22 protein-coding genes and 1 tRNA gene are annotated in these 24,496 nt (G+C 67.4%); 13 read left to right on the top strand and 10 right to left on the bottom strand.

Features of this window, described 5'->3' with window-relative positions; genetic code table 11:
• Nucleotides 1–33 precede the first annotated feature (33 nt).
• The 5 genes from GQE99_RS20155 to GQE99_RS20135 form a co-directional block, all read right to left on the bottom strand.
• Nucleotides 34–468 (bottom strand): globin family protein, encoded by a 435-nt coding sequence (locus tag GQE99_RS20155; RefSeq protein ID WP_161353750.1) that lies wholly within the window; start codon nt 466–468, stop codon nt 34–36.
• Between the two features lie 133 nt (nt 469–601).
• A tRNA-Pro gene (locus GQE99_RS20150) sits at nt 602–678 on the bottom strand.
• A gap of 45 nt (nt 679–723) precedes the next feature.
• Nucleotides 724–1,674: a DMT family transporter gene (locus tag GQE99_RS20145; protein ID WP_161353749.1), complete on the bottom strand. Its 951-nt coding sequence runs from the start codon at nt 1,672–1,674 to the stop codon at nt 724–726.
• Nucleotides 1,675–1,813: 139 nt separating this feature from the next.
• The gene (gene leuB, locus GQE99_RS20140; RefSeq protein WP_161353748.1) at nt 1,814–2,917 is read right to left on the bottom strand and encodes a 3-isopropylmalate dehydrogenase; all 1,104 of its coding nucleotides are present in this window, start codon (nt 2,915–2,917) and stop codon (nt 1,814–1,816) included.
• 59 nt (nt 2,918–2,976) lie between these two features.
• Nucleotides 2,977–3,873 (bottom strand): LysR family transcriptional regulator, encoded by an 897-nt coding sequence (locus GQE99_RS20135; protein ID WP_161353747.1) that lies wholly within the window; start codon nt 3,871–3,873, stop codon nt 2,977–2,979.
• 90 nt (nt 3,874–3,963) lie between these two features.
• Between GQE99_RS20135 and GQE99_RS20130 the strand changes: the two genes are divergently transcribed.
• On the top strand, nt 3,964–4,854 hold the full coding sequence (locus GQE99_RS20130) for an NAD-dependent epimerase/dehydratase family protein (protein WP_161353746.1): 891 nt from the start codon (nt 3,964–3,966) through the stop codon (nt 4,852–4,854).
• On the opposite strand, the gene GQE99_RS20125 is transcribed toward GQE99_RS20130, so the two are convergent.
• Both GQE99_RS20125 and GQE99_RS20120 read right to left on the bottom strand, forming a co-directional pair.
• Nucleotides 4,851–5,930, bottom strand: a complete 1,080-nt coding sequence (locus tag GQE99_RS20125) for an endonuclease/exonuclease/phosphatase family protein (protein ID WP_328794235.1) — start codon at nt 5,928–5,930, stop codon at nt 4,851–4,853. The genes GQE99_RS20130 and GQE99_RS20125 overlap by 4 nt on opposite strands.
• Nucleotides 5,927–6,766, bottom strand: a complete 840-nt coding sequence (locus tag GQE99_RS20120; RefSeq protein ID WP_161353745.1) for a hypothetical protein — start codon at nt 6,764–6,766, stop codon at nt 5,927–5,929. Before GQE99_RS20120 ends, GQE99_RS20125 begins: the two co-directional genes overlap by 4 nt.
• Nucleotides 6,767–7,152: 386 nt before the next feature.
• Here GQE99_RS20120 and GQE99_RS20115 point away from each other — a divergent pair, with 386 nt between their 5' ends.
• Complete coding sequence (locus GQE99_RS20115) at nt 7,153–8,367, top strand: MFS transporter (RefSeq protein ID WP_161353744.1); 1,215 nt, start codon at nt 7,153–7,155, stop codon at nt 8,365–8,367.
• A 27-nt stretch (nt 8,368–8,394) separates the two neighbouring features.
• Here the strand turns inward: GQE99_RS20115 and leuD are convergent, their stop codons facing one another.
• Nucleotides 8,395–9,000: a 3-isopropylmalate dehydratase small subunit gene (gene leuD / locus GQE99_RS20110; RefSeq protein ID WP_161353743.1), complete on the bottom strand. Its 606-nt coding sequence runs from the start codon at nt 8,998–9,000 to the stop codon at nt 8,395–8,397.
• Between the two features lie 77 nt (nt 9,001–9,077).
• Nucleotides 9,078–10,484: a 3-isopropylmalate dehydratase large subunit gene (gene leuC / locus GQE99_RS20105; RefSeq protein WP_161353742.1), complete on the bottom strand. Its 1,407-nt coding sequence runs from the start codon at nt 10,482–10,484 to the stop codon at nt 9,078–9,080.
• Nucleotides 10,485–10,712: 228 nt separating this feature from the next.
• Between leuC and GQE99_RS20100 the strand changes: the two genes are divergently transcribed.
• The 11 genes from GQE99_RS20100 to GQE99_RS20050 all read left to right on the top strand — a co-directional run bounded on the left by GQE99_RS20100 (nt 10,713) and on the right by GQE99_RS20050 (nt 23,059).
• Nucleotides 10,713–11,513: a GNAT family N-acetyltransferase gene (locus tag GQE99_RS20100; RefSeq protein ID WP_161353741.1), complete on the top strand. Its 801-nt coding sequence runs from the start codon at nt 10,713–10,715 to the stop codon at nt 11,511–11,513.
• Nucleotides 11,514–11,595: 82 nt separating this feature from the next.
• Nucleotides 11,596–12,231, top strand: a complete 636-nt coding sequence (locus tag GQE99_RS20095) for an SOUL family heme-binding protein (RefSeq protein ID WP_161353740.1) — start codon at nt 11,596–11,598, stop codon at nt 12,229–12,231.
• Between the two features lie 99 nt (nt 12,232–12,330).
• Nucleotides 12,331–13,692 carry a mechanosensitive ion channel family protein gene (locus GQE99_RS20090; protein ID WP_161353739.1) on the top strand — a complete coding sequence of 454 codons (1,362 nt, stop codon included), beginning with the start codon at nt 12,331–12,333 and terminating at the stop codon, nt 13,690–13,692.
• Between the two features lie 130 nt (nt 13,693–13,822).
• Nucleotides 13,823–14,188: a ribosome silencing factor gene (gene rsfS, locus GQE99_RS20085; protein WP_161353738.1), complete on the top strand. Its 366-nt coding sequence runs from the start codon at nt 13,823–13,825 to the stop codon at nt 14,186–14,188.
• Nucleotides 14,188–14,658 (top strand): 23S rRNA (pseudouridine(1915)-N(3))-methyltransferase RlmH, encoded by a 471-nt coding sequence (gene rlmH / locus GQE99_RS20080; protein ID WP_161353737.1) that lies wholly within the window; start codon nt 14,188–14,190, stop codon nt 14,656–14,658. The genes rsfS and rlmH overlap by 1 nt, the downstream gene beginning before the upstream one ends.
• Before the next feature lie 345 nt (nt 14,659–15,003).
• Nucleotides 15,004–16,524, top strand: coding sequence for a 2,3-bisphosphoglycerate-independent phosphoglycerate mutase (gpmI, locus tag GQE99_RS20075; protein ID WP_161353736.1), 1,521 nt, complete (start codon nt 15,004–15,006; stop codon nt 16,522–16,524).
• Nucleotides 16,521–17,663, top strand: coding sequence for a murein hydrolase activator EnvC family protein (locus GQE99_RS20070; RefSeq protein ID WP_328794233.1), 1,143 nt, complete (start codon nt 16,521–16,523; stop codon nt 17,661–17,663). Before gpmI ends, GQE99_RS20070 begins: the two co-directional genes overlap by 4 nt.
• Before the next feature lie 49 nt (nt 17,664–17,712).
• The gene (locus GQE99_RS20065; RefSeq protein ID WP_161353735.1) at nt 17,713–19,044 is read left to right on the top strand and encodes a S41 family peptidase; all 1,332 of its coding nucleotides are present in this window, start codon (nt 17,713–17,715) and stop codon (nt 19,042–19,044) included.
• A 7-nt stretch (nt 19,045–19,051) separates the two neighbouring features.
• The gene (locus GQE99_RS20060) at nt 19,052–19,555 is read left to right on the top strand and encodes an RNA pyrophosphohydrolase (protein WP_161353734.1); all 504 of its coding nucleotides are present in this window, start codon (nt 19,052–19,054) and stop codon (nt 19,553–19,555) included.
• Nucleotides 19,552–20,019, top strand: coding sequence for a hypothetical protein (locus tag GQE99_RS20055; protein ID WP_161353733.1), 468 nt, complete (start codon nt 19,552–19,554; stop codon nt 20,017–20,019). Before GQE99_RS20060 ends, GQE99_RS20055 begins: the two co-directional genes overlap by 4 nt.
• A 154-nt stretch (nt 20,020–20,173) precedes the next feature.
• Nucleotides 20,174–23,059, top strand: coding sequence for an error-prone DNA polymerase (locus tag GQE99_RS20050; RefSeq protein WP_161353732.1), 2,886 nt, complete (start codon nt 20,174–20,176; stop codon nt 23,057–23,059).
• 193 nt (nt 23,060–23,252) lie between these two features.
• On the opposite strand, the gene GQE99_RS20045 is transcribed toward GQE99_RS20050, so the two are convergent.
• On the bottom strand, nt 23,253–24,461 hold the full coding sequence (locus GQE99_RS20045; RefSeq protein WP_161353731.1) for a LysR family transcriptional regulator: 1,209 nt from the start codon (nt 24,459–24,461) through the stop codon (nt 23,253–23,255).
• Nucleotides 24,462–24,496 lie beyond the last annotated feature (35 nt).

Here is a 24,496-nt window from a genome sequence, read left to right as displayed (position 1 = left end):
TGAGGAAGCTTCTGAACAGAAATATCAGGGGGGTCACTTTTGGACGCCGATTACCCCAATACAGGGGTCAATCTTGCATGCCGGTTCACATATCTGAAGGTCCTTCTTGATCGTGCCGTCGCTAAGGTGAGCGTCACCACGATCCCACCGCGTCACAGTCTTTGCATGATCAATGTAATTTTCGACGTCTGCTTGCCCAAAGTCTTGCCACTTCCGCGTACCGAGGAATTCCTTCAGCCGCTCCACCTTTGATGCCATGGGAACAATCGTCGCGGCCTCCTTGCGACGCTTCAGGTGTTGATAGTAACGATCCACCAGATACCCAATCGTCACGACATTAGGCGGCACGATGTCACCAGAAAGCACCTTCTCCGCGAGCTTTCGGTCTGCCTCGTGCTCATCACGCGTCTTGCATGACTGACGCTTGATTCGTCCGGTGTCGGGGTCGTTCCAGACGATTTCCCACATTCCGTCAGTTCTTGTGCGTTTTCGGTATCTTATGGGTTCTTTGGGCATACCAAAACAGTACGCCGGGCCTGTATGCCGTGCAATACTTGCACGACAATAGGCGGGGCCAATCCAGATAACCATCTGAATTTATTGGTCGGAGTGGCGAGATTCGAACTCACGACCCCTGCCTCCCGAAGACAGTGCTCTACCAGGCTGAGCTACACTCCGACCGTGGCGCGCGGAATAGCCCACACATGAGGGCTTGGCAAGAGGTTATCCGCGCGCTTTTGCGCGCCTGAGAAACAGCGAAATCCGAAAGCTCGCGGCCGTGGCCCCGCGTGAGCGCGTGCGCAGCACCGGCGTCTGCGAATCCGGGCCCCGCCGGGTTTCGCGGAAGACGATGTAGAGCCCCGACAGGATGATGATTCCCGCGCCGATCAGCGTCGGCCGGTCGACCGATTCGGCGAAGAAGATGTAACCGAACAGGCTGGCCCAGATGATCTGGGAATATTGCATCGGGGCGACGATGGCCGCGTCCCCGTTCTTGTAGCCCGCGATCATGAACAGCCCGGCCGTGAAGCCGAGCGCCGAGATCACGGCGAGGCCGCCGAGGTGCGTGACCGGCATGGGGACGTAGACCAAGGCCAGGAGCGCGCCCATCACGATGAAATTCGCGGCCATCGGGTAGAGCATGAGCACCACCGGCCGCTCGTCCCGCCCGATCTTGCGCACGATCACCGAGGCCAGCGAATTGAACACCGCCGAAGAGATGCCGGCCAGGTGGCCGATGCTGAACTCGGCCCCGCTGCGCGGTTGCAGCACGACGAGCACGCCCACGAGCCCGACGACCACGGCGCCCAGCCGGTGGATGCCGACCTTTTCGCCCAGGATCGGGATCGCGATCAGGGTGATGAGAAGCGGCGTCGCGAAAAGAAGCACGTAGGTCTGCGCCAACGGCAGGACCGAGAACGCGTAGAAGGCCGAGAACTGGGCGATCACCGCGCAGATCGTGCGCAGCGTCGTCCACCAGGGGTGCACGGGCCGCAGGTTTCCCTGGGTCGCGTCGCGCATCAGCATGAAACTGACCAGCGGGAACGAGAACAGGGTCGCGAAGAAGATGATCTGGAACGGCGAATAGGTGCCGCCCAGGTACTTGATGATCGCGTCATGGGTCGCGAAGAGCGCGAAACCGGCAAGGGCGTAGAGAGGGCCGAGAAATGGCATGAAGACCTCCGTGGATGCCCGATCCCAACCCGGTTTGGCCGCCCGATGCAAGCGGGGCGGCGCGGTTGGCCGCGCATGAAAAGGGCCGCCTGCCCACAAGCAAGCGGCCCTGATCAAAACCTGTGCAGGTCGGTGTCGCTCAGAGGCTGTTGTCCAGCGCCTCGAGGATGGCGTCGCCCATGCCGGAGGTCGACACCGGCGTGACGCCCTCTTCGCCCAGGAGGTCGGCGGTGCGTTTGCCGTCGGCCAGCACCTGCTCGATCGCGGCTTCGAGGCGGTCGGCCTCTTCGCCCAGGTCGAAGGAATAGCGCAGCGCCATCGCGAAGCTCAGGATGCAGGCGATCGGGTTGGCCTTGCCCTGTCCGGCGATGTCCGGGGCCGAGCCGTGGACGGGCTCGTAAAGCGCCTTGGGCCGCCCGTTCTCCATCGGCGTGCCGAGCGAGGCCGAGGGCAGCATGCCCAGCGAGCCGGTCAGCATCGCGGCGGCGTCCGAAAGCAGGTCGCCGAACAGGTTGTCGGTCACGATCACGTCGAACTGCTTGGGCCAACGGCAGAGCTGCATGGCGCCAGCGTCGGCGTACATGTGGGAAAGCTCGACCTCGGGGTAATCCTTGGCCACCTCTGTCACGACTTCGCGCCAGAGGATGCCCGATTCCATCACGTTGGCCTTTTCCATGGAGCAGAGCTTCTTGTCCCGCTTCATGGCCAGCTCGAACGCCGAGCGCGCGACGCGGTCGATTTCGCTCTCGGTGTAGCGCTGGGTGTTGATGCCCACGCGTTCGTTGCCTTCCTCGAAGATACCGCGCGGCTCGCCGAAGTAGATGCCGGAGGTCAGTTCGCGCACGATCATGATGTCGAGCCCGGCGACCACGTCCTTCTTCAGCGACGAGAAATCGGCCAGCGCGTCGAAGCATTGGGCCGGGCGCAGGTTGGCGAACAGGTCCATCTCCTTGCGCAGGCGCAGAAGGCCGCGCTCCGGCTTCACGGAGAAGTCGAGATCGTCGTATTTCGGGCCGCCCACGGCGCCCAGCAGGACCGCGTCGACTTCCTGCGCGTGGTCCATCGTGGCATCGGTCAGCGGCGTGCCGTGCTTGTCGTAGGCCGCCCCGCCCACGAGGTCCTCGGACACGTCGAACGTCAGGTCGCGCTTTTCGCCGTACCAGTCGATGATGCGGCGCACTTCGGCCATGACTTCCGGGCCGATCCCGTCGCCGGGGAGGATGAGGAGGGAGCCAACGCTCATGTCACTGTCCTTGGGCTGATTGCGTGTTGGCGTCGGGGTATACCGCGGGTGACGGGCGGTCAAGAAACCGCGCGCGCCAGCCCTTCGGCCAGCACGTCCCAGACCCGCGCCACCCGCGGCGTGCGCCGCATCGCTTCGTGCGCGGTCAGCCAGACCGGCAGGCTTGGCAGCGCCATCTCGGGGAACAACTGTTCCACCTCGGGCGTGGCGCGCCCCGTGGCGATCTGCGCGATCCCGACGCCGCAGCCCGCGCGCACGAGCTGCCAGTTGCCCGCCTGGTCGTCGGTCCGGGTGGCGAAGAAGCTCCGGTCCACCTGCAGACCCAGGTCGCGCATTCCGCGGATCAGCAGCTCCGAGCGGTCGTATCCCACCCAGTCGAGCGCGAGCGCCTCTTCCATCGTTTCGGGCCGGCCGACCCGGTCGAGGTAGCGCGTCGCCGCGAAGATTCCGATCGGCAGGTCGGTCACGTGACGCGTCACCATGTCGAGCTGGTCGGGCCGGTACATCCGCACGGCGATGTCGGCCTCCCGAAACAGCAGGTTGTCGCTGGAGTCGGTGGCGACGAGGTCGATCTGGATACCCGGCTCCTCGGCCCGCAGGCGCGCGAGGATCGGGGGCAGGACGAAATGCGCGACGATCACGCTGGCGGTGATGCGCACGGTGCCGGTGGGGGCCGCATCCTGTCCGGCGGCGATCAGGCTGATCTGGCCGACCGCCGCGCGCATGGCCCGGGCCGCCGGCAGAATGGCGTGGCCGGTGTCCGACAGCGTCAGCCCCTTGGCGTGGCGCTGGAAGAGCTCGGCCCCCAGCGCCGTCTCGATCTCGCGCACCTGACGGCCGAGCGTGGGTTGGCTGGAGCCGAGCGCGCGGGCCGCGGCGGAGAGCGATCCTTCCTCGGCGACGGCCAGGAAGGCACGTACGAGCGACCAGTCGAGGGCGTTGAGCGGGTTATCCATTCATGGATGAATACCATACTCTCGGTTTTGGGCAATTTCTGTTTGCCTGCGAATGGATACCTTGGGTCCATCAGCCAGATGGAGGCAAGCATGACCAAGACCGTTCTCATCCTCGGGGCGTCCGGCAAGATCGGCACCCATTCCGCCCGCGCCTTCGAGGCGGCGGGCTGGACCGTGCGGCGGTTCGACCGCAAGACCGACGACATGACGCAGGCCGCGATGGGCTGCGACGTGATCGTCAACGGGATGAACCCGCCCAAGTATCACAACTGGGCCGAGATCATCCCGCAGATCACCCGCGACGTCATCGCCGCCGCGCGCGCCTCGGGCGCGACGGTCGTCATCCCGGGCAACGTCTATGTCTACGGCGACACGGCGGGTGAATGGTCCGAGACCACGCCGCACCGCCCCTGTTCGCGCAAGGGCCGTATCCGCGACGAGATGGAACGGGCCTACCGCGACAGCGGGGTGCAGACGATCATCCTGCGGGCGGGCAATTTCCTCGATCCCGAGTCGGGGGATGACGTGATGACCGCGATGGTGCTGGCCCGGCTGGACAAGGGGCGGATGATGTATCCCGGCCCCGGCGACGTGGTGACGCCCTGGTGCTATCTCCCCGACTGGGCACGGGCTGCGGTCGCGCTGGCAGAGATGCGCGATGCGCTGGGCCGGTTCGAGGACGTCCCGTTCCCCGGACACGCGCTGTCGCTGGACGAGGTGCGCGCGTGGTTGTCGGCGGCGATGGGCCGCCCGATCCGGCGCACGTCGTTTCCCTGGTGGGCGCTGAGGCTCGCCGCGCCGGTGTGGGAACTCGGCCGGGAACTGACCGAGATGCGCTATCTCTGCGACACGCCCCACACTCTGGCGCCGAAACGGCTGGAGGCTCTGCTTCCGGGGTTCCGTCCGACGCCGCTCGACACGGTTCTGCGGGGGTATCTGCCGGAAGCGGCGGCGTCCGCCGCAGCACCGGTGCGCGCCTAGGGCAGGTCGATGTCGACCCAGACGACGCGGTGGCTGCTGGCGGCGGCCACCGTTTCGGCCATCGGGTCCTCCGGGGCGGGCCAGAAGACGCCGCTGTCCACCACCTCGAGCGTGGCGTCGGGCAGGATGTAGTCGGCGCGCAGGTTCCCCGGTTCGGGGTCGTCGAAATCCGCGGTGTCCTGCGCCGGGTTTCCCCCGTGGTCCGGGTTGGCGGCCACGATGCCGCCGGGACCCTCGGGTGCCGGGTCCTGTAGTCGCGGATGCTCCAGCACCCGGCGCATCGCGGCGTGCCGTCCGTCCCCGTCGAGCGGGTCGATGTTGGAGACGCCGGTGAGGATCACGGGACCATCCGGCGGGGCGAACGCCAGGTCGCCATCGAGCAATTTGAGCCAGAACAGAGCCTCATCCGCCCCCCGCGCGCCGTTCAGGTCCTCCGGTCCGTCGAAGACTGGCGGGGCGCCGTGCCAGGCGAGGATGTGGAGCGTGTCGTCCCGCACCCGGACGGGCAGGTCCCAGTGCGCGACCGACGACAGGCGTTGCACCGCGCGCGCCGCTTCGGACGGGAAGGGCGTGTCGCCGGCCATCGGGGCGAGGTTGCCCGGCACGTCGCGCCACAACAGGTCGGTAAAGCTGCGCACGTCGCCGATCGGGTGGCGCGACAGCACGGCCATGCCGCCCTGTCCGGTGAATTCGCCGTAACCCTGCGAATCGCGCGGCTCGCCTACGCGCCCATTGCCGTCGAGGTCTTCGCCCGAGGCCACGCCCGCGTTGGGCCGGTCGCTGAAAAGGTGCGGGTAGGGCGCCCCGGCTGCGTCCAGCAGGTCGATGAAGGCGGCAAGCGCGTGGCCCTCGAGATCCCAGTCGAAGCCGGTCAGGTGCAGGATGTCGGGATCGACCGCCGCGATGACCTCGACCACCGCCATGACCTGTGGGTCGCGGTCGCGGATGTCGGCAAGAAGCCGTCCGGGCCCATCGCGGAAAAGATCGGAATCGTAGGTCGCGATGCGGATCGGATCGCCCGTACCCGCCCCGGCCGCGAGGCTCAGACAGGCCGCAAGCGCCGCCCGCCGGATCACGCGGGCTGAAGCGACTTGCTCTCGGCGCTGGCCGAGTTGCGGGCGCGCTGTTCGCAGATCAGCGTGGCGACGCGCTGCATCGCGATCCCGCGCATGAAGAGCGAAGCGGGCAGGAAGGCCCAGGCCGAGATCGTCCAGATCATCGTCTGGTCGTTGGTGATCGAGATCGAGCCGAAGAGCCCCGAGGCGCCCTTGATCAGCGCGGGGGTCAGGAACGGCAGCAGGAAGCCCAGCGCCACGTTGAACCGTGCGTCGCGTTCCAGCCGCTCGACCACGTCACCGCCGGCGGTGGGGTCGAACATGGGCAGGTTCACCCAGACGTTGAAGCCGCCCTTGCGCTTGGGCCAGCCGGTGATGCGCAGGGCGATGACGAAGATCGCCAGTGACACGAGCGAGATCAGGTAGCTCATGCCGGCGGCCATGCGCAGGGTGATGATCTCCTGTGCCGTGGCACCCTCGGGCAGCATCAGAACGATGAGGCGCACGGGCGAATAGGGGAAGTCGATGGCCTTGCCGATCAGGGTGCCCACTGCGCCCACGAATTCGGTGAAGGTCGAGGGATCGGTGGTGCCGCGCGCCACGGCCGACAGCAGGAACACCGTCGCGAAGAGCGACAGGAACCGGATGCGGTTGAACGGCGGCGCCTCGCGGAATTCCACGAGGCCCGGGTAGGTCGAAGCGTATTCGAAAGTGGTCAGCGCGAAGCCGAAGACCGCCGCGAGGATCACGATCTGGATCGTCTCGTCCTGCACGCCGGGGATCATGAGCGAGGGCGTGATGATCAGGATCACGGCCAGGCACGCGCGCAGAAGTGCGCCGATAACGCGGGAAGTCATTGCTCTCTGTCCTCGCTCTGGCCGGGCGCGATGCGTTGCCGCGTCCCTTGTTCCAAACCGAAACCACCAATTATGGCGGTCTGCCTCATCATTGACATAATCTTGCCCACATTCGTGCGTTTCTGCAAGTAACGGTCTGAATTAACGAAAGATTCACGGCTGTATTGTGAGCGGAGTGGTGCGATTTTGCACCTATCCTGCGGCGGGAATTTGGCGGCCTTGTGGGTGCCCGCACCTTGTTGGGGGCGCGCCCCGGTCGGCTACAACATGTAGCCAACCCATTGTCCTCGTTTCCGAACAAGTCCGGGCGGCGGGCCGAAATTAAACGCGCGGCGCCGGGCCGGTACGGCTTTCATCCCGCGTCCAGCGCGCATATTGGCGGTGTCATGATGTCGTTTCTCGTTTCCAACGCCCGTTGGCTCGCCACCGGTTTTCTCCTCACCTTCGCGTCGTCTTTCGGCCAGACCTGGTTCATTTCGCTCTTCGCGGGCGAGATCCGCGCGGCGCATGACCTGAGCAACGGGGCGTGGGGCGGGCTCTACACGATCGCGACGCTGGGCTCCGCCGCGCTTCTGTTCAGCCGGGGCGCGCTGGTGGATACGATGCGGCTCTCGCGGCTCGCGCTGGTGATCAGCCTTCTTTTCGCGCTGGCCTGCATCGGCATGGCGCTGTCGGCCAACGTGGTGATGCTGGCGGTCGCGGTGTTCCTGCTGCGCTTCTGCGGCCAGGGCATGTTCTCGCACATGGCGGTGACGTCGATGGGGCGCTGGTTCCATGCCACGCGCGGGCGCGCGGTCGCCATCGCGTCGCTCGGGCACCCGCTGGGCGAGGCGGTGCTGCCGCTGATCTTCGTCACCCTGATCGGCGTGCTGGGCTGGCGTTTCACCTGGGGCATCGCGGCGGCCGTGATCCTCGTGGGGGTGATCCCGCTTCTCATGGCACTGCTGTCGCAGGACCGGGAGCCCGCGGGCGAGGTCGTGTCCGCGGAGGCGAGCGCGGGGCTGGGCGGCAAGCACTGGCAGCGGCGCGACCTCGTGCGGCACTGGCTGTTCTTCGCGATCCTGCCACTCTTCCTGACCCCGCCTTTCATCGGCACGGTGATCTTCTTCCAGCAGGTCAACATCGCCGAAACGAAGGGCTGGACGCTGGCGCAGATGGCGCCGGGCTACGTGATCTGGGCGACCATGTCGGTCGGCTTCGCGCTGATCGCGGGCTGGGCGGCGGACCGGTTCGGGCCGGAGCGGCTTCTGCCCATCCTGCTGGTCCCGATGGGCCTGTCGCTGTTCATCCTCGCGCCTGCCGAGGTGTTCCCGATGTGGTTCGTGGTCCTGGGCGTGATGGCGATGACGCAGGGGGCGGCGCAAAGTTTCCTGGGCGCCTTCCTGCCCCGTGTCTACGGCACGCGGCACCTGGGTGCTGTCCGGTCGCTTCAGACGGTGATCATGGTGATCTCGACGGCCATCGGGCCGGGGATCACGGGCGTGTTGATCGATGCGGGGATCAGTTTTCCCCGGCAGGGGATCGGGCTGGGCCTGTGGTGCCTTGCCCTCAGCGCCGCGATGGTGCCGGTGATGCTCCGGCTGCGGCGCGAGCTGGCATAGGCGGGGCCGAAGCCCCGCCCGCCGGTCTCAGACCCAGGGACGTTCCTGCGCCAGCTTGGCTTCGTAGGCGTCGATCGACGCCTTTTTCTCAAGCGTCAGGCCGATGTCGTCCAACCCGTTGAGAAGGCAGTGCTTCTGGAAGCTGTCGACCTCGAACGAGAAGCTTTCGCCGTCGGAGGTGGTGACGGTCTGCTCTTCGAGGTCCACGATCATGCGGGCGTTGGAGCCCTTCTCGGCGTCCTTCATGAGCACGTCGACCGCGTCCTGCGGCAGCACGATCGGCAGGATGCCGTTCTTGAAGCAGTTGTTGTAGAAGATGTCGGCGAACGAGGTCGAGATGACCGCCTTGATGCCGAAGTCGGCCAGCGCCCACGGGGCGTGTTCGCGCGACGAGCCGCAGCCGAAGTTGTCGCCGGCGACGAGGATCTGCGCCTCGCGGTACTGCGGCTGGTTCAGCACGAAATCGGGGATCTCGTTGCCCTCGCGGTCATACCGCATCTCGTCGAAGAGGTTCACGCCAAGGCCGGAGCGCTTGATCGTCTTCAGGAACTGCTTGGGGATGATCATGTCGGTGTCGATGTTCACCAGCGGCATGGGGGCCGCGATCCCGGTCAGCTTTTCGAATTTTTCCATTATTCGGTGTCCTCAATGGCGGGCCCACCCGTCCCGGGGGTCCTGCGTCGGGACCCGCCGGGGGATGGGCTGGCGTATCAGTTGAACTTGCGCACGTCGGTCAGGTGACCGGTCACCGCGGCCGCGGCGGCCATCGCCGGCGACATCAGGTGGGTGCGGCCCTTGTAGCCCTGGCGCCCCTCGAAGTTGCGGTTCGAGGTCGAGGCGCAGCGCTCACCGGGGGCGAGCTGGTCGGGGTTCATGGCGAGGCACATGGAACAGCCCGCGAGGCGCCATTCGAACCCGGCCTCCTCGAATATCTGGGCCAGGCCCTCTTCCTCCGCCTGCGCGCGCACGAGGCCGGAGCCCGGCACGATCATGGCGCGCACGCCCTCGGCGACCTTCTTGCCCTTCACGACCTTGGCGACTTCGCGCAGGTCCTCGATCCGGCCGTTGGTGCACGAGCCGATGAAGACCGCGTCGATCTTGATCTGGTCGAGCGGCGTGCCCGCCTCGAGCCCCATGTACTCCAGCGCGCGCTCGGCCGCGCCGACCTTGCCGCCGGTGAAATCGCCGGGCGCGGGGACCTTGGCCGAGATCGGCAGGACGTCCTCGGGCGAAGTGCCCCAGGTGACGACCGGCTCGATGTCCTCGCCCTTGAGCGTCACGACCTTGTCCCAATGGGCGTCGTCGTCCGAGTAGAGCGTCTTCCACCAGTTCATCGCGGCTTCCCACTGCGCGCCCTTCGGCGCGTGGGGACGGCCCTTGATGTATTCGAAGGTGGTCTCGTCCGGCGCGATCAGGCCGGCGCGGGCGCCGCCTTCGATCGCCATGTTGCAGACGGTCATGCGGCCTTCCATCGACAGGTCGCGGATCGCTTCGCCGCAATACTCGATGACATAGCCGGTGCCGCCGGCGGTCCCGGTCTCACCGATCACGGCGAGCGTGATGTCCTTGGCGGTCACGCCCGGCTTGAGCTTGCCGGTGATCTCCACCTTCATGTTCTTGGACTTCTTCTGGATCAGCGTCTGCGTGGCGAGCACGTGCTCGACCTCGGAGGTGCCGATGCCGTGCGCCAGCGCGCCGAACGCGCCGTGGGTCGCGGTGTGGCTGTCGCCGCAGACGACGGTCATGCCCGGCAGCGTCCATCCCTGTTCAGGGCCGACGATGTGCACGATGCCCTGGCGGACGTCGGACACCGGGTAGTAGTTCACGCCGAATTCCTTGGCGTTCTTGTCGAGCGCCTCGACCTGGATGCGGCTTTCCTCGTTCTCGATGACGCCGTTGATGCGGTCGAGCGTGGTTGGCACGTTGTGGTCCGGCACCGCGATGGTCTTGTCGGGCGAATGAACGGTGCGGCCCGCCATGCGCAGACCTTCGAAGGCCTGCGGGCTGGTCACTTCGTGCACCAGGTGGCGGTCGATGTAGAGGAGGCAGGTGCCGTCCTCGGCTTCATGGGCGACGTGGGCGTCCCAGATCTTGTCGTAGAGTGTTTTCCCGGCCATGGGGTTTTCTCCTAGGGGAAATGTTCGAATTTCGGACGTGCGGAAAAGGTCGCCGGCTCAGAGGCAGGCGAGGATCGTCAGCGTCGCGCCGTGAAACCGCCAAGGCAGGCGGGACCGGTCGTCCATGTCGAAAATCCGTGTCATGCAGGGCGATTTATACCTCCGAAGCGAGTCTCGCAAGCGCGGGGTTTCGTGCTAAGCTGATGGAGGTATCACCAAGAGGCTGCGATGAGGCCGGAGGACGACCCCTTTTTCGGCGACGAAGCGGTACGCGCGTTGCAGGCGGCGCGCGACGCCGAGGTGGCCGTGATGCGCGAAACGCCGGGTGCGGTGATCCACGCCCGGGCGCTCACCACGGACGACCCGGAGGCATTCGGTTGGGACCGCCTGCGCGACGGGATGCGCCGCGAAGGCAACGTGTCGATCCGGGGCGCGTCGCCGGAGACGGTGCTGAAGGCCGAGCACGAGCTTGCCGCCTTCGCGCCGAAGCTGCATGTCTGGGACCTGTTCCTGGCTGATGCAGAAGCGATCCGCGCGGCCTGTGGTCCCATCGTCGCGGCCGGGTTGCCCGAGGGCGTCACGCGCCAGCCGGACAACGAGATCGACGACCATGCGCTGCACGAGATGCAGGTCTTCCTCGACGCGCACGGGATATCGCCGTTTTCCAAGACGGCGCTGTCAGGGGCGCTTTTTCCCGCCAAGGCCGTGATCCTGCGCAAGGCAGACGGCGAAATTGCCGCGACAGCGTTTTCCGCGCTGACCCACAACAGCCACTCCTGGCTCGCCGGGATCGCCTGGGTCGGGCTGATCGCAGTGGACCCTTCCCTGCGCGGGCTGGGCCTGGGCAAGACGGTGGACGCGATCGCCAATCTTGCCGCCGTGGACGAGCTCGGCGCGGCCGGCGCGACCGAGTTCGTGGCCGCCGACAACGCGGCCTCGCGCGCGATGCTGCGTGCCTGCGGGCTCGCGCAGGTGCCGGATCGCATGGTCGTCATGTTCTCGACGTCCGAGCAGCGGATGACACGGTGACAGCGCCGTCCGCGCCGCCCGCCAAGTGATCCGACACAAGCCATTCGGCGTATCAGTCACGTTCTACCGAATGGAGGTCATCATGACCGGGACGCTTGCAAAGGTCGCCACGCTCGCGACGGGGTTCGGGCTCACCGGATCGCTCGCCGTGGCGGAAGGATCCTACCACGGCTACGAATCGCCCAGGTACAATGTCGAAGCCCGGATCGAGACGGCCGAACTGCGCGCCTATGCCCCGCATACGCTGGCCGAAGTCACCGTGCGCGGCGACCAGGACCGCGCGCTCAGCCGGGGCTTCAGCGTTCTTGCGAAATACATCTTCGGCGGCAACCGGAGCCAGGCGAAGGTGGCCATGACCTCGCCCGTCACGCAGGCGCCGAGGCAGAAGATCGCGATGACCACGCCGGTGACGCAGAGCGGCGACGGGTCGCTCTGGACGGTGACCTTCATGATGCCGGCGGAATTCACCCTCGACACCCTGCCGGTGCCGGAGAACGACGCAATCCGGTTCCGCACGACGGACCCGGAGCGGCGGATCACCCTGCAATTCTCCGGCCGGGCCACCACCGCGCGGCTCGACCAGAAGGCCGCGGAACTGGCCGGGATCGCCCGGCGCAACGACGTGGCGATCGACCCCGCGCCGCTCTATGCCTTCTACGACGACCCGTTCACCCTGCCGTGGAACCGCCGCAACGAGGTCTCCTACAGGCTCAGGTGACCCGGGTCTGCCCGGAAGTCTCCTTTAAAACTGGACGGTTGGCAGAGGATTTGCCAACCTGACGGGGAAGGGAGCGCGATGGCCTCACATACCTCCGATATGACGACGACGGCCCCCGGACCCGGCTCGCCCGGCCTGGTGACACCGGCTGCCGAGGACGTGGCGCTCGACCTCTTCGCACAGGCGCAGACGTTCCTTGCCGGCCTGATGCGGCCCTGGAACGCTTACCAGATCCTGATCGCGCTCGGGCTGGTGCTGGCCGCCTACCTGATCGCGCGCATCCTCGCCCCGCGCTTCCACGAATGGCTGCGCAGCCGCGAGAACTGGCCGAAATGGCGCATGCGCTTCGGCGTCATGGCGCACCGGCGCCTGCGGCTGATCGTCTTCGTCGCGCTGATCTGGCCCACGGTCTGGATCATGCGCGAGGTGACCTGGCCGTCCCGTTCCTACCTCCTGGCCATCGTCGCCGAGCTCGCGCTGGCCTGGCTGGTGATCGCGGTGCTGGCGCGCTTCATCGGAAATGCCTTCCTGCGCGGCCTGGTGCGCACCGCCGGCTGGGTGTGGGTCACGATCTCGATCCTCAACCTCGAGGCCGAGACGGTCGCCATCCTGGACGGCTTCGCCATCACGGCAGGCGACATGCGCCTGTCGCTCTGGATGGTGGTGCAGGCGGTGGCGATCCTGGCCGCGCTGCTCTTCGCGGCGCGCTTCATCTCGATCAACTCGTCCACGCGCATCCGCAAGAGCAAGGACATCAGCCCGTCCATGCAGGTGCTGGTGATCAAGTTCCTGCAAATGCTGCTCTACGCCGCGGCGATCTTCATTGGCCTGCGCGTGGTGGGCGTGGACCTCACCGGCCTCGCGGTCCTGTCCGGCGCGATCGGCGTCGGCCTGGGCTTCGGCCTGCAGAAGGTGGTGTCGAACCTGGTCTCCGGCGTCATCATCCTGCTCGACAAGTCGATCAAGCCCGGGGACGTCATCAGCCTGGGCGAAACCTTCGGCTGGATCGAGCAACTGGGCGCGCGCTACGTCTCGGTCGTCACGCGTGACGGCAAGGAATACCTGATCCCGAACGAGGACCTGATCACCGGGCAGGTGGTCAACTGGTCGCACACCAACGCCTTCGTGCGGCTCGATATCTTCTTCGGCACCGCCTACCACGACGACCCGCACAAGGTGCGCAAGGTGGCGATCGACGCGGCCAAGAGCGTGGACCGCGTGCTGTCGTTCCGGCCGCCGGTCTGCCACATCATCGGGTTCGGAGACAGTTCGGTCGACTACATCCTGCGGTTCTGGATCGACGACCCCACCGGCGGCCTGACCAACATCCGCGGCAACGTCTACCTCGCGCTCTGGGACGCGTTCCGCGAGCACGGGATCTCGATTCCCTTCCCGCAACGGGAGGTGCGCCACCTCAACGATCCGCGAAAAGTGGCCGAACCGGGCGAAGGCGAGAATTGAAAATCGCGGAATCAATGCTACTTTCAAAGTATCCCGGCGCCGGGGACCGATGCGGCGTGCAACGAAGGAGGACAATGTCCTGTCTTATCATCCAGACGCGGCCGAATTGCCGGCCGCAGGATCGGGCGGCATGACGACCCCGCCCATCAAAGCGTCGAGTGAACGTATTCTCGACACCGTTCTTTCCTCGCTCGAAGACGACAAGGCCGAAGACATCGTGACCATCGACCTGCGCGGCAAGTCCGCGATGGCCGACAACATGGTCGTGTGCTCGGGCCGTTCGTCGCGCCAGGTCGCGGCGATCTCGGAAAAGCTGACCGATCGTCTCAAGCAGGAGATGGGCATCATCTGCAAGGTCGAGGGCAAGGACCAGGGCGACTGGGTCCTGATCGACACGGGCGACGTGATCGTCCACGTGTTCCGCCCGGAAGTCCGTGACTTCTACCAGATCGAGAAGATGTGGATGACGCCTCAGGCGGCCCCGGCCAAGGCCTGATGCGGGTACATATCGTCGCGGTGGGGCGGCTGAGACGCGGCCCCGAACGCGACCTGATCGACGACTACGTCACCCGGTTCGACCGCACCGGGCGCGCGCTGGGTCTCGGACCGCTTTCCATCACCGAAGTCGAAGACAAGAAGGGCGGCGGAATGTCCGCCGAGGCCGAGCTTCTGTCACGCGCCGTGCCGGATGGCGCGGTGCTGGTCGCGATGGACGAGCGTGGACGCGAACAGACCTCCCCCCAATTCGCGGAGCAACTCGCCGGATGGCGCGACCAGGGCCGCGGTGACGTGGCCTTCGTCATCGGCGGGGCGGACGGGATAGATCCGGCGCTCCGGGCCCGGGCCGATGCGGCCATGTCCTTCGGCAAGATGGTCTGGCCCCACATGCTGGCGCGCGCGATGCTGAGCGAACAGCTTTACCGTGCCGCCTCGATCCTCGCCGGGAGCCCGTATCACCGGGTGTGAAAAGGGGGCTTCGCCCCCGTCGCGCCAAGGCGCGACTCCCCCAAAGTATTTGTCGAACGATGAAGGGGATCGTCGCACGATCCACCTCCCGGCGCGTGGACCGGGAGGCTTCACCGTTCACGGCCATCGGCTCTTCAGCCTGTGCCGCGCCTCGATCATGGCGGGTTAATCTTAACAAACGGTGAAGCCGCCTCCTTCATCGTTCCGGAAATACTTCGGAGGGGGACCGGGGGAGGCAGCGCCTCCCCCGGCCGGTCGGGCGGGCACGGCCCGTTCGAAACCCCTGCCGCATTGCCCTCGCGCGCGTCACCCCATAGAACGGGGGCAGGCAAGTGCGAGGCAGACATGACCACCCCGAAACCCGTCGTTCTGTGCATCCTCGATGGCTGGGGACTGCGCGTGGAAAGCCATGGCAACGCGGTGGCGTTGGCCGAGAAGCCGGCCTTCGACGAGCTGATGATGGTCTGGCCCAATGCGACCCTTGTGACCCACGGCAACGACGTGGGCCTGCCCGCGGGCCAGATGGGCAATTCCGAGGTGGGGCACACCAACATCGGGGCCGGTCGCGTGGTGGCGATGGACCTGGGCCAGATCGACCTTGCGATCGAGGACCGGTCCTTCTTCCAGAACGCGGCCCTGATGCAGTTCATCGACGACATGAAGTCCTCCGGCGGCACCGCCCACCTGATGGGGCTGACCTCGCCGGGCGGCGTGCATTCGCACCAGGACCACATCGTGGCGGCCGCGCGCGCGATCTCGAACGCCGGGGTGCCGGTGGTCGTTCACGTGATCACCGACGGGCGCGACGTGGCGCCGAAATCCGCGCGCGAACAGGTCGCGCAGTTCATGGCCGACCTCCCCGACGACGTCGCGGTGGCGAGCGTCACGGGGCGCTATTTCGCGATGGACCGCGACAACCGGTGGGAGCGGGTGAGCCGCGCCTACGACGCGATGGTCAAGGCGATGGGCGAGACGGCCGGAAGCGCCGACGACGCGATCGCGGCCGCCTATGACCGCGGCGAGACCGACGAGTTCATCCAGCCCACGGTGATCGAGGGGCACACCGGCATCCATGACGGGGACGGTATCTTCTTCATCAATTTCCGCGCCGACCGGGCGCGCGAGATCCTGCGCGCCATCGGCGAGCCGGGCTTCGCCGAGTTCGACGTGGGGGCGCGCCCGAAGCTCGCCGCGCTTCTCGGGATGGTCGAATATTCCAAGGCGCACAACGCCTACATGACCACCTGTTTTCCCAGCGAGGACATCGTCAACACGCTGGGCGCCTGGGTCGCGAAGAAGGGCAAGCGGCAGTTCCGGCTCGCCGAAACCGAGAAATACCCGCACGTCACCTTCTTCCTCAACGGCGGCAAGGAAGAGCCGGAGGAGGGCGAGGATCGCTACATGGCACCCAGCCCCAAGGTCGCGACCTACGATCTTCAGCCGGAGATGAGCGCGGCGGAGGTCGGGCGCGAGCTCGTGAAAGCCATCCACGCGAAATACGACCTGATCGTCGTGAACTTCGCGAACCCGGACATGGTGGGTCATACCGGCGATCTCGATGCCGCGATCCAGGCGGTCGAGGCCGTGGACGAGCAGCTGGGCGAGGCGATGATCGCATTGCGCGAGGAGGGCGGTGCGATGATCGTGACCGCCGATCACGGCAATTGCGAAATGATGGTCGACCCCGAGACCGGCGGGCCGCACACCGCCCACACCACGAACCCGGTCCCGGTGGCGCTGTTCAACGGGCCGGAGGGGGCGCAGATCCGCTCCGGGCGGCTGGCCGACCTGGCTCCGTCGCTCCTCGACCTGATGGAGCTCGAGCAGCCGGCGGAGATGACCGGCAAGAGCCTGATCGTCCGGTGAGGCGGGCGGCGATCCTCATCGCCGCGTGCCTTGTGCTGGCGGCCCCCGCCACGGCCCAGACCGATCCGGCGGATTCCGCCCGGCAGGCCATGCGCCTCCTGGAAGATGCCCAGGCCGCGCTCGATGACGCCGATGGGGCGAGCGACCGGGTCGCGGCGCTGACACAGACGGTGCAGGCCTACGAGGCGGGTCTTGCGGCCCTGCGCGAGGGGCTGCGCCAAGCCCGGGTGCGCGAGGCGGCGATCGACGGCGTGTTCCAGGCCGAGAATGAGCGCTTGGCCCAGCTCCTGGGCGTGCTCCAGGCGATCGAGGCAGCGCCCGAGCCGCACCTGCTTCTGCACCCCAGCGGCCCCGTCGGCACCGCGCGCACCGGCATGATCCTGTCGGAGGTCACCCCGGCGCTCAGCGCCGAGGCCAACCGCCTGCGCGAGGCGTTGCAGGAGATCGCGGTGCTTCGTTCCCTGCAGGAGGCCGCGGTCGACACGCTGGAAAACGGGCTGACCGGCGTGCAGCGCGCGCGCACCGAGCTCAGCCAGGCGATGTCGAACCGCACCGACCTGCCGCGCCGGTTCACCACGGACCCGGAGGCGATGGAGAACCTGGTCGCCACCGCCGACACGTTGGAAAGTTTCGCCTCGGGCCTGATGTCGGCCACGGTGGAGGACACGAGCGTCTCGATCGCCAACCCGGGGTTCGTCGAGGCGCAGGGTACGCTCGAGCTGCCCGTGCTGGGCCGCGTCATCCGCCATGCTGGCGAAGCGGACGCGGCCGGGGTGCGCCGCCCGGGCTGGGTCATCGCGACCCGGCCTCTCACGCTGGTCACGCTTCCGTGGGCGGCGACGATCCGCTACCTGGGGCCGCTGCTCGACTACGGGCTGGTGGCCATCGTCGAGCCGGGCGAGGATTATTTGCTGGTGCTCGCCGGGCTGGGGCAGGTCTTCGGCGAGGTCGGGGAGGTGCTGCCGCAGGGCGCGCCGATCGGCCTGATGGGCGGGGCCGCGCCGGACGACCCTCAAGCGTTTTTGATTTCCAACGACCAGTCGGGAGGCGCAGAAGCGAGTGAGACGCTTTACTTGGAGCTGCGCCACGAAGGTGAGCCTGTGGACCCGGCCGACTGGTTTGCGGTATCGGGGGAGTGACGGGCGCCGCCGCGCCGACACCTGAACACGAAAAGAGAGCAGACGAGATATGAAGAAATTCCTGATCGCCGCCATCGGTGGCACGCTCGCCGGGGTGATCCTGACCACGCAAGTGGCCGCACCGCTCCTGGCACAGGACGAAGGTCGTTCGACCACCGTCTATCAGCAGCTCGATCTGTTCGGTGACGTGTTCGAACGCATCCGCGCGCAATACGTCGAAGAGGTGGACGAGGCCGACCTGATCGAGGCCGCGATCAACGGCATGCTCTCGTCGCTCGACCCCCACAGCTCCTACCTGCCGCCCGATGACGCCGACGCGATGCGGGTGCAGACGCGCGGGTCTTTCGGCGGCCTCGGGATCGAGGTCACGCAGGAAGAGGGCTTCGTGAAGGTCGTCTCGCCGATGGATGGCACCCCGGCCGACGAGGCCGGCGTCGAGGCCGGCGATTTCATCACCCACGTGGACGGCGAAAGCCTGCTGGGCCTGACGCTGGACGAGGCCGTCGATCTCATGCGCGGGCCGATCGGGTCCGAAATCATCATCACCGTGGTGCGCGAGGGCCGTGAAGAGCCCTTCGACATCTCGATCATCCGCGACACGATCAAGCTGACCGCCGCCACCGTGCGCCAGCAGGGCGAGGCGGTCGTGATCCGCATCACCACGTTCAACGACCAGACCTATCCCAACGTGGTCGAAGGTTTCGAAGAGGTCGTCGGCGAGATGGGCGGTCTCGACAACGTCGAAGGCGTCGTGCTCGACCTGCGCAACAACCCGGGCGGCCTGCTGAAACAGGCGATCGCGATTTCGGATGCCTTCCTCGAGGGCGGTGAAATCGTGTCGACCCGTGGCCGCGACCCGGAAGAGAGCGACCGGGTGAACGCCGAGCCGGGCGACATCACCGAGGGCAAGCCGCTGGTCGTGCTGATCAACGGCGGCTCGGCCTCGGCGTCCGAGATCGTTGCGGGCGCGCTTCAGGATCACCACCGCGGCGTTGTCGTGGGGACCAAGAGCTTCGGCAAGGGGTCGGTGCAGACCGTCATGCCGATCCGGGGCGACGGCGCGATGCGCCTGACCACCGCGCGCTACTACACCCCGTCGGGCCGCTCGATCCAGGCGCTGGGCGTGAGCCCCGACATCGTGGTCGAACAGCCGCCGCGCCGCGAGGAGACCGAGGAAGAGGAAGACACCGGCTTCACCCCGCGCAGCGAGGCGGACCTGCGTGGCTCGCTCGACAACGACAGCCTGAGCGAGGACGAGGTCCGTCAGATCGAGCAGGAACGGGAAGAGGCCGAGGCTGCCGCCCGCCTGCGCGACGAGGATTTCCAGCTGTCCTACGCCGTCGACCTGCTGCACGGGCTGTCCACCTTCGGGCGCGAGTGAGCCGGGCATGACGCCGGAGGATATCGCCGCGCTGCCCTACCGGCCCTGCGTCGGTGTCGTGCTGGCCAATGACGAAGGCAAGATCTTCGCCGGCCAGCGCATCGACGCCAAGGACCTGGGCACCGACGCCACCGCCTGGCAGATGCCGCAGGGCGGGGTCGACGAAGGCGAGGCGCCGCGCGACGCGGCGCTTCGCGAATTGCTGGAAGAAACCGGGGTGACCCCCGACCTCGTCGAGGTCGAGGCCGAACACCCCGACGCGCTGCGCTATGACCTGCCGGAAGAGCTGGTGGCGAGCGGGAAGATCTGGAAGGGCAGGTACAAGGGCCAGGAACAACGCTGGTACCTGATGCGCTTCAAGGGGACGGACGATCAGATCGACATCGAAACCGAACACCCGGAGTTCAGCGAATGGACATGGATCGACCCGGACGAGATGGTCGCGCGCATCGTGCCCTTCAAACGCGACATCTACCGCGCCGTGATGGACGCGTTTCGCGACCGCTTGTGACGCTGGCGCTGGTCGCGGCGCTGGTCGCGCCGGGGCCCGCGGCCGCGCTGTCGTGCATCCGCACCACGCCGACCGACGCCTTCCAGCGCGCCGACGAGTCGCCCGACCGCTACGTGGTGGTGCACGGGCGGCTCGATTTCGACCAGTCCCGCGCGCCCGAGGGGTATGACGAGGACGCCTCGGACGTGACCCTGCCCGCCCGGCTGAGCGGGCAGGCGCTGAACCGGGACGGATTCACGACGCCCTTCGACGTGTCGCTCGATCTCACCCTGCAATGCGCGGGGCCCTGGTGCGGGACGATCGCGAGGGATGTCGACCAGCTGCTGTTCGTAAAGGTGCTGGACCGGGGCTACGCGCTCGAGATCGGGGCGTGCCCGGGCAACGCGTTTGCGAACCCGTCGCAGGGGGACCTCGACGCGATGGTGGAGTGTCTTGGCGGAGCGTGCGTGGTGGAGCGCGAATAGCCTGCTTCGCCGTGGGCTCTGCCCGCGTCGCGCCGGAGGCGCGCCAATCCAGACGATCAAGAGGACAGGGCCCGGCGCGCGTCCATGCCTTGCGCGACGACACCGTGCATCTCGACTCCAAATGAGAACAAAAGGTGAATATAATGCCGACTCGATGTTCGTGGAGCTTTGCATAACCTCCAACTTCACCTTTCTCACCGGCGGATCCCATGCCGAGGAATACGTGGAGCGGGCCGCGCTCATGGGAATGGGAGCGCTGGCGGTGGCCGATGTGAATTCGGTCGCCGGGATCGTGCGCGCCCACACCCATGCGCGCGAGATCGGGCGGATGATGGCGGCGCGCGCGCGGCGCGAGGCGCAGGAGGGGATCATCGGGCCGCCGCGCCCGGCGCATGTGCCCGCACCCCCGTCGCTGCCCATCGACAACGTGCCCCGGCTGTTGCCCGCGGCCCGGATCGTGACCGAGGACGGGGTCGAGATCACCGCCCTGCCGCGGGACCGGACGGCCTGGGGACGGCTCAGCCGGCTGATTTCCACCGGGCGGCTGCGCACGAAGAAGGGAAGCTGCCTGTTGCGCCTGGCCGATCTCACGACCGGGGCGCTCGACGGGATGGAGCTGCTTCTGCATCCGCCGGGGGCGCAGGTCTCCAGGCTGATCGGCCCGCTTCTGAAACGCCACGGGGACCGGATGCACCTCGTCCTCGCCCCCCGCTACGACGGGCGCGACCCGGTGCGCTTCGATCACCTCGCCGCGCTGGCGGCGCGGCTTGGCCTGCCCACCGTGGCGAGCGCCGAGCCGATCATGCACCACGGGCGCCGACGCAAGCTGGTCGACGTGCTGAGCGCGGTGCGGCTGGGGCTCAGGGTGGAGGAACTGGGCCACCACGCGCAGCCCAACGCCGAGCGGCGGCTGCGGTCGGAGGCGGAGATGCTCCGGCTCTTCGCGGGCCACGAGGACGCGGTGCACCGATCGGGCGAGATCGCGGCGCGGCTGGGCTTCCAGCTGGACGAGTTGCGGTACGAGTACCCGTCGGAGATCTCGGAGGGCGAGACCCCGACCGCGCGGCTGTCGCGCCTTGCCCGGGCCGGGCTGCGCGAGCGGTATCCGGCGGGCGCGCCGGAGCGGGTGACGAAGCTCATGGAGCACGAGCTCGCCCTGATCGCGAAGCTGAACTACGAGCCCTATTTCCTGACCGTGCGCGACATCGTGGCCTTCGCCCGGTCGCGCGGCATCCTGTGCCAGGGGCGGGGGTCGGCGGCGAACTCGGTCGTCTGTTACGCGCTGGGCGTGACGAGCGTGAGCCCCGAGATCGGGACCATGGTCTTCGAACGCTTCGTGTCCGAGGCGCGCGACGAGCCGCCCGACATCGACGTGGATTTCGAGCACGAGCGGCGCGAGGAGGTGATCCAGCACATCTACGAGAAATACGGGCGCCACCGCGCCGGGCTTTGCGCCACCGTGATCCATTACCGCGGCAAGCGGGCGATCCGCGAGGTGGGCCGCGCGATGGGGCTGACCGAGGACACGATCGCCAGCATGGCCAGCCAGGTCTGGGGCTGGGGGGCCAGCGGCATGCGCGCCGCGCGGCTGGCCGAGATCGGGCTGGACCCGGAGGACCCCAAGCTGGGCCAGGTGCTCGACCTCGTGGACGAGATCCAGGGCTTTCCCCGGCACCTGAGCCAGCACGTGGGCGGGTTCATCATCACCGAGGGGCGGCTGGACGAGCTGGTCCCGATCGAGAACGCGACGATGGAGGATCGCACGGTCATCTGCTGGGACAAGGACGACATCGACGCGCTGGGCATCCTGAAGGTCGACGTGCTCGCGCTGGGCATGCTGACCTGCATCCGCAAGGCGTTCGGGCTGATGGACAGCCATCTTGGCCTGGACCTCACGCTCGCCTCCGTCCCGCCCGAGGATCCGGCGGTCTACGACATGCTGTGCCGGGCCGATTCCCTGGGTGTCTTCCAGGTGGAAAGCCGCGCGCAGATGAACTTCCTGCCCCGGATGAAGCCGCGCAGCTTCTACGACCTGGTGATCCAGGTGGCGATCATTCGCCCCGGTCCGATCCAGGGCGACATGGTCCATCCGTTCATCCGGCGGCGCAACGGCGAGGAAAAGGTCGAGTTTCCCTCGGACGCGCTGGGGCAGGTTCTGGGCAAGACGCTGGGCGTGCCGCTGTTCCAGGAGCAGGCGATGCAGATCGCCATCACCGGCGCCGGGTTCACGCCGGAAGAGGCGGATCAGCTGCGCCGGTCGCTCGCCACCTTCAAGAAGCACGGGAGCGTGTCCGACTTCCGCACCCGGTTCATCCGGGGGATGCGGGCCAATGGCTATGACCTCGACTTCGCCGAGCGGTGCTTTTCCCAGATCGAGGGGTTCGGCTCCTACGGGTTCCCCGAAAGTCACGCGGCGAGCTTCGCGCTCCTGGTCTATGCCAGCGCCTGGATCAAGCATCACCATCCGGGGATCTTCTGCTGCGCGCTGCTCAATGCGCAGCCGATGGGGTTCTATGCGCCCGCCCAGATCGTGCGCGATGCGCGCGAGCACGGGGTGGAGGTGCGCCCGGTCTGCATCAACGCGAGTTTCTGGGACAACGTGATGGAGCCGGACGGCAAGGGGGGGCTGGCCGTGCGGCTGGGCTTCCGCCAACTGCGCGGGATGGCCGAGGAGGAGGCGACGTGGATCGCGGGCGCGCGGGGCAACGGCTACACGGCGGTCGAGGACGTGTGGCGCCGGGCCGGCGTGTCGCCCAAGCTGATCGCCCGGCTGGCCGAGGCCGATGCCTTCGCCGCGCTGGGGCTGAGCCGACGCGACGCGCTGTGGCAGGCGCGCGCGCTTTCGGGCGAGAGCCCGCTGCCGTTGTTCGCAGGGGATCTGGACGGGGAGGGCATCGTGGAACCGGCCGCCCATTTCCCCGCGATGAGCGAGGGCGAGGAGGTGGTGGAGGATTTCGTGTCGATGCGCCTGACGCTCCGGTCGCACCCCATCGCCCTGATCCGCCACATGCTGACGCCGGGGGCGGGGGCGCAGGCCTGACCCATGCGCCTGGCACCGGGGAGGCGTCGGTGGGGGCTGCCGTCGCCCGGCTACTCTACTTCTCTAGAATCCTAGGATTCTAGAGAAGTAGAAGCGAAAAAAGGTCTTTATATCAGCGGCTTGGGGGGCCGGCGCTCGGCGCGTTCATGAAGCGGAACGCCTTTCGCAGGCTAGGTGCCCGTGACGGCCGCCCTCATTCCTCCCCTGCCTCGCGGACCCGGGCCCGCAACAGGCGGAGGAATTCCGCGACCGCCTCGGTCGGGGGCTCTTCCCCGTAGCGCGTGACGCCGATCGAGACGCGGGACCCCGGCAGGCGAATGTCGACGGGCCGCAGTTCCGGCGGCAATCGGCGCAGCCCCGAGCGCCCGTAGCACAACAGCGCGATCGAGCGGCTGGCCGCGATCATCTGCTCGGCATTGGAGAACGAGAACATCTCGGCCGATTGCGCCGGCGGGATGGTGCCCGCGGCGCGGAACATGCGGTCGAAAAACGCGCGGATCGGGGTGCCGTGGGGGGCCACGATCCATTGCTCGCCCGCCAGCTCCTCCATCCCGGGGCGGCTGTGGTGCACCGGGTGGTCGGCGCGCGCGATCATCATGTAATCCTCGTGATAGAGGTGCTCCTCGACCATTTCGGGAAAGGGCGAAGGATCGCGCAGGACGCCGATGATTAGGTCGATCTCGCCACGCCGGAGCGCCTCCACCAGCGTGTCGTAACCGCCGGGCACCGCGACCAAATGGACGTGGGGGTGCGTGCGGGTGATCTCGCCGAAGGCCTCGAGCACCAGGCCCTGGCCCGAAAACGGCAGCATCCCTACCGACACGCGGCCCACCAGCGCGTCGCCGGTCTCGGCGAGCAGCGCCGGAATGTCGGCCAGCGTCGCGACCACGCGGTCCCACAGGGCGGCAAGCGCGCGGGCGGCCTCGGTCGGTTCCATCCCCACCTTGCGGCGGATAAAGAGTTCCGGGGTGACGTAACCCGCGACATCGCCCAGGGCCTGGCTCACCGAGGGCTGGCTCACCCCGAGCGCGCGGGCCGCGGCCGAGACGCTGCCGTGACGCACCACCGCGGCAACCGCGCGCAGGTGGCGCCAGCGGGCGAGGTTGGGCAGGCGCAGGGGACCGTCGTGGCGCAGCGGGCCGCGTTCCACCGCCTCGAGGTCGAGCGTGATGCGGCGGCACTGTTCGATCACGATATCGCCCATCGCCGTCGGCTCGGACCCCGACCAGCCGCGCTGGAACAGCGTCACGCCCAATCGTGCCTCGGCGTCGTGCAACGTGCGCGAGAAGGCGGGTTGCGACATGGCGGCCGATTCGGCGGCATCCGACAGGCGGCGATGCTCCGACAGGGCGCGGATCACCCGGACGTGACGGGCCGAGAGGACGGGCAGGGGGCGTTCCATGCTGGGATATAAGCATTTCAGTATATATTATACAA

Origin of the sequence: Maritimibacter harenae (genome assembly GCF_009882975.1) — a bacterium.
Classification (GTDB): Bacteria; Pseudomonadota; Alphaproteobacteria; order Rhodobacterales; family Rhodobacteraceae; genus Maritimibacter; species Maritimibacter harenae.
Note: the sequence above shows the minus strand (reverse complement) of the source record. Positions and strands in the feature narration are given on the sequence as shown.

What these genes read in the sequence shown, in the direction of transcription:
- GQE99_RS20155 (WP_161353750.1), bottom strand. Translation starts at nt 468, where the DNA reads ATGTGGGAAATCGTCTGGAACGACCCCGACACCGGACGAATCAAGCGT.
- GQE99_RS20145 (WP_161353749.1), bottom strand. Translation starts at nt 1,674, where the DNA reads ATGCCATTTCTCGGCCCTCTCTACGCCCTTGCCGGTTTCGCGCTCTTC.
- leuB (WP_161353748.1), bottom strand. Translation starts at nt 2,917, where the DNA reads ATGAGCGTTGGCTCCCTCCTCATCCTCCCCGGCGACGGGATCGGCCCG.
- GQE99_RS20135 (WP_161353747.1), bottom strand. Translation starts at nt 3,873, where the DNA reads ATGGATAACCCGCTCAACGCCCTCGACTGGTCGCTCGTACGTGCCTTC.
- GQE99_RS20130 (WP_161353746.1), top strand. Translation starts at nt 3,964, where the DNA reads ATGACCAAGACCGTTCTCATCCTCGGGGCGTCCGGCAAGATCGGCACC.
- GQE99_RS20120 (WP_161353745.1), bottom strand. Translation starts at nt 6,766, where the DNA reads ATGACTTCCCGCGTTATCGGCGCACTTCTGCGCGCGTGCCTGGCCGTG.
- GQE99_RS20115 (WP_161353744.1), top strand. Translation starts at nt 7,153, where the DNA reads ATGATGTCGTTTCTCGTTTCCAACGCCCGTTGGCTCGCCACCGGTTTT.
- leuD (WP_161353743.1), bottom strand. Translation starts at nt 9,000, where the DNA reads ATGGAAAAATTCGAAAAGCTGACCGGGATCGCGGCCCCCATGCCGCTG.
- leuC (WP_161353742.1), bottom strand. Translation starts at nt 10,484, where the DNA reads ATGGCCGGGAAAACACTCTACGACAAGATCTGGGACGCCCACGTCGCC.
- GQE99_RS20100 (WP_161353741.1), top strand. Translation starts at nt 10,713, where the DNA reads ATGAGGCCGGAGGACGACCCCTTTTTCGGCGACGAAGCGGTACGCGCG.
- GQE99_RS20095 (WP_161353740.1), top strand. Translation starts at nt 11,596, where the DNA reads ATGACCGGGACGCTTGCAAAGGTCGCCACGCTCGCGACGGGGTTCGGG.
- GQE99_RS20090 (WP_161353739.1), top strand. Translation starts at nt 12,331, where the DNA reads ATGACGACGACGGCCCCCGGACCCGGCTCGCCCGGCCTGGTGACACCG.
- rsfS (WP_161353738.1), top strand. Translation starts at nt 13,823, where the DNA reads ATGACGACCCCGCCCATCAAAGCGTCGAGTGAACGTATTCTCGACACC.
- rlmH (WP_161353737.1), top strand. Translation starts at nt 14,188, where the DNA reads ATGCGGGTACATATCGTCGCGGTGGGGCGGCTGAGACGCGGCCCCGAA.
- gpmI (WP_161353736.1), top strand. Translation starts at nt 15,004, where the DNA reads ATGACCACCCCGAAACCCGTCGTTCTGTGCATCCTCGATGGCTGGGGA.
- GQE99_RS20065 (WP_161353735.1), top strand. Translation starts at nt 17,713, where the DNA reads ATGAAGAAATTCCTGATCGCCGCCATCGGTGGCACGCTCGCCGGGGTG.
- GQE99_RS20060 (WP_161353734.1), top strand. Translation starts at nt 19,052, where the DNA reads ATGACGCCGGAGGATATCGCCGCGCTGCCCTACCGGCCCTGCGTCGGT.
- GQE99_RS20050 (WP_161353732.1), top strand. Translation starts at nt 20,174, where the DNA reads ATGTTCGTGGAGCTTTGCATAACCTCCAACTTCACCTTTCTCACCGGC.
- GQE99_RS20045 (WP_161353731.1), bottom strand. Translation starts at nt 24,461, where the DNA reads ATGGAACGCCCCCTGCCCGTCCTCTCGGCCCGTCACGTCCGGGTGATC.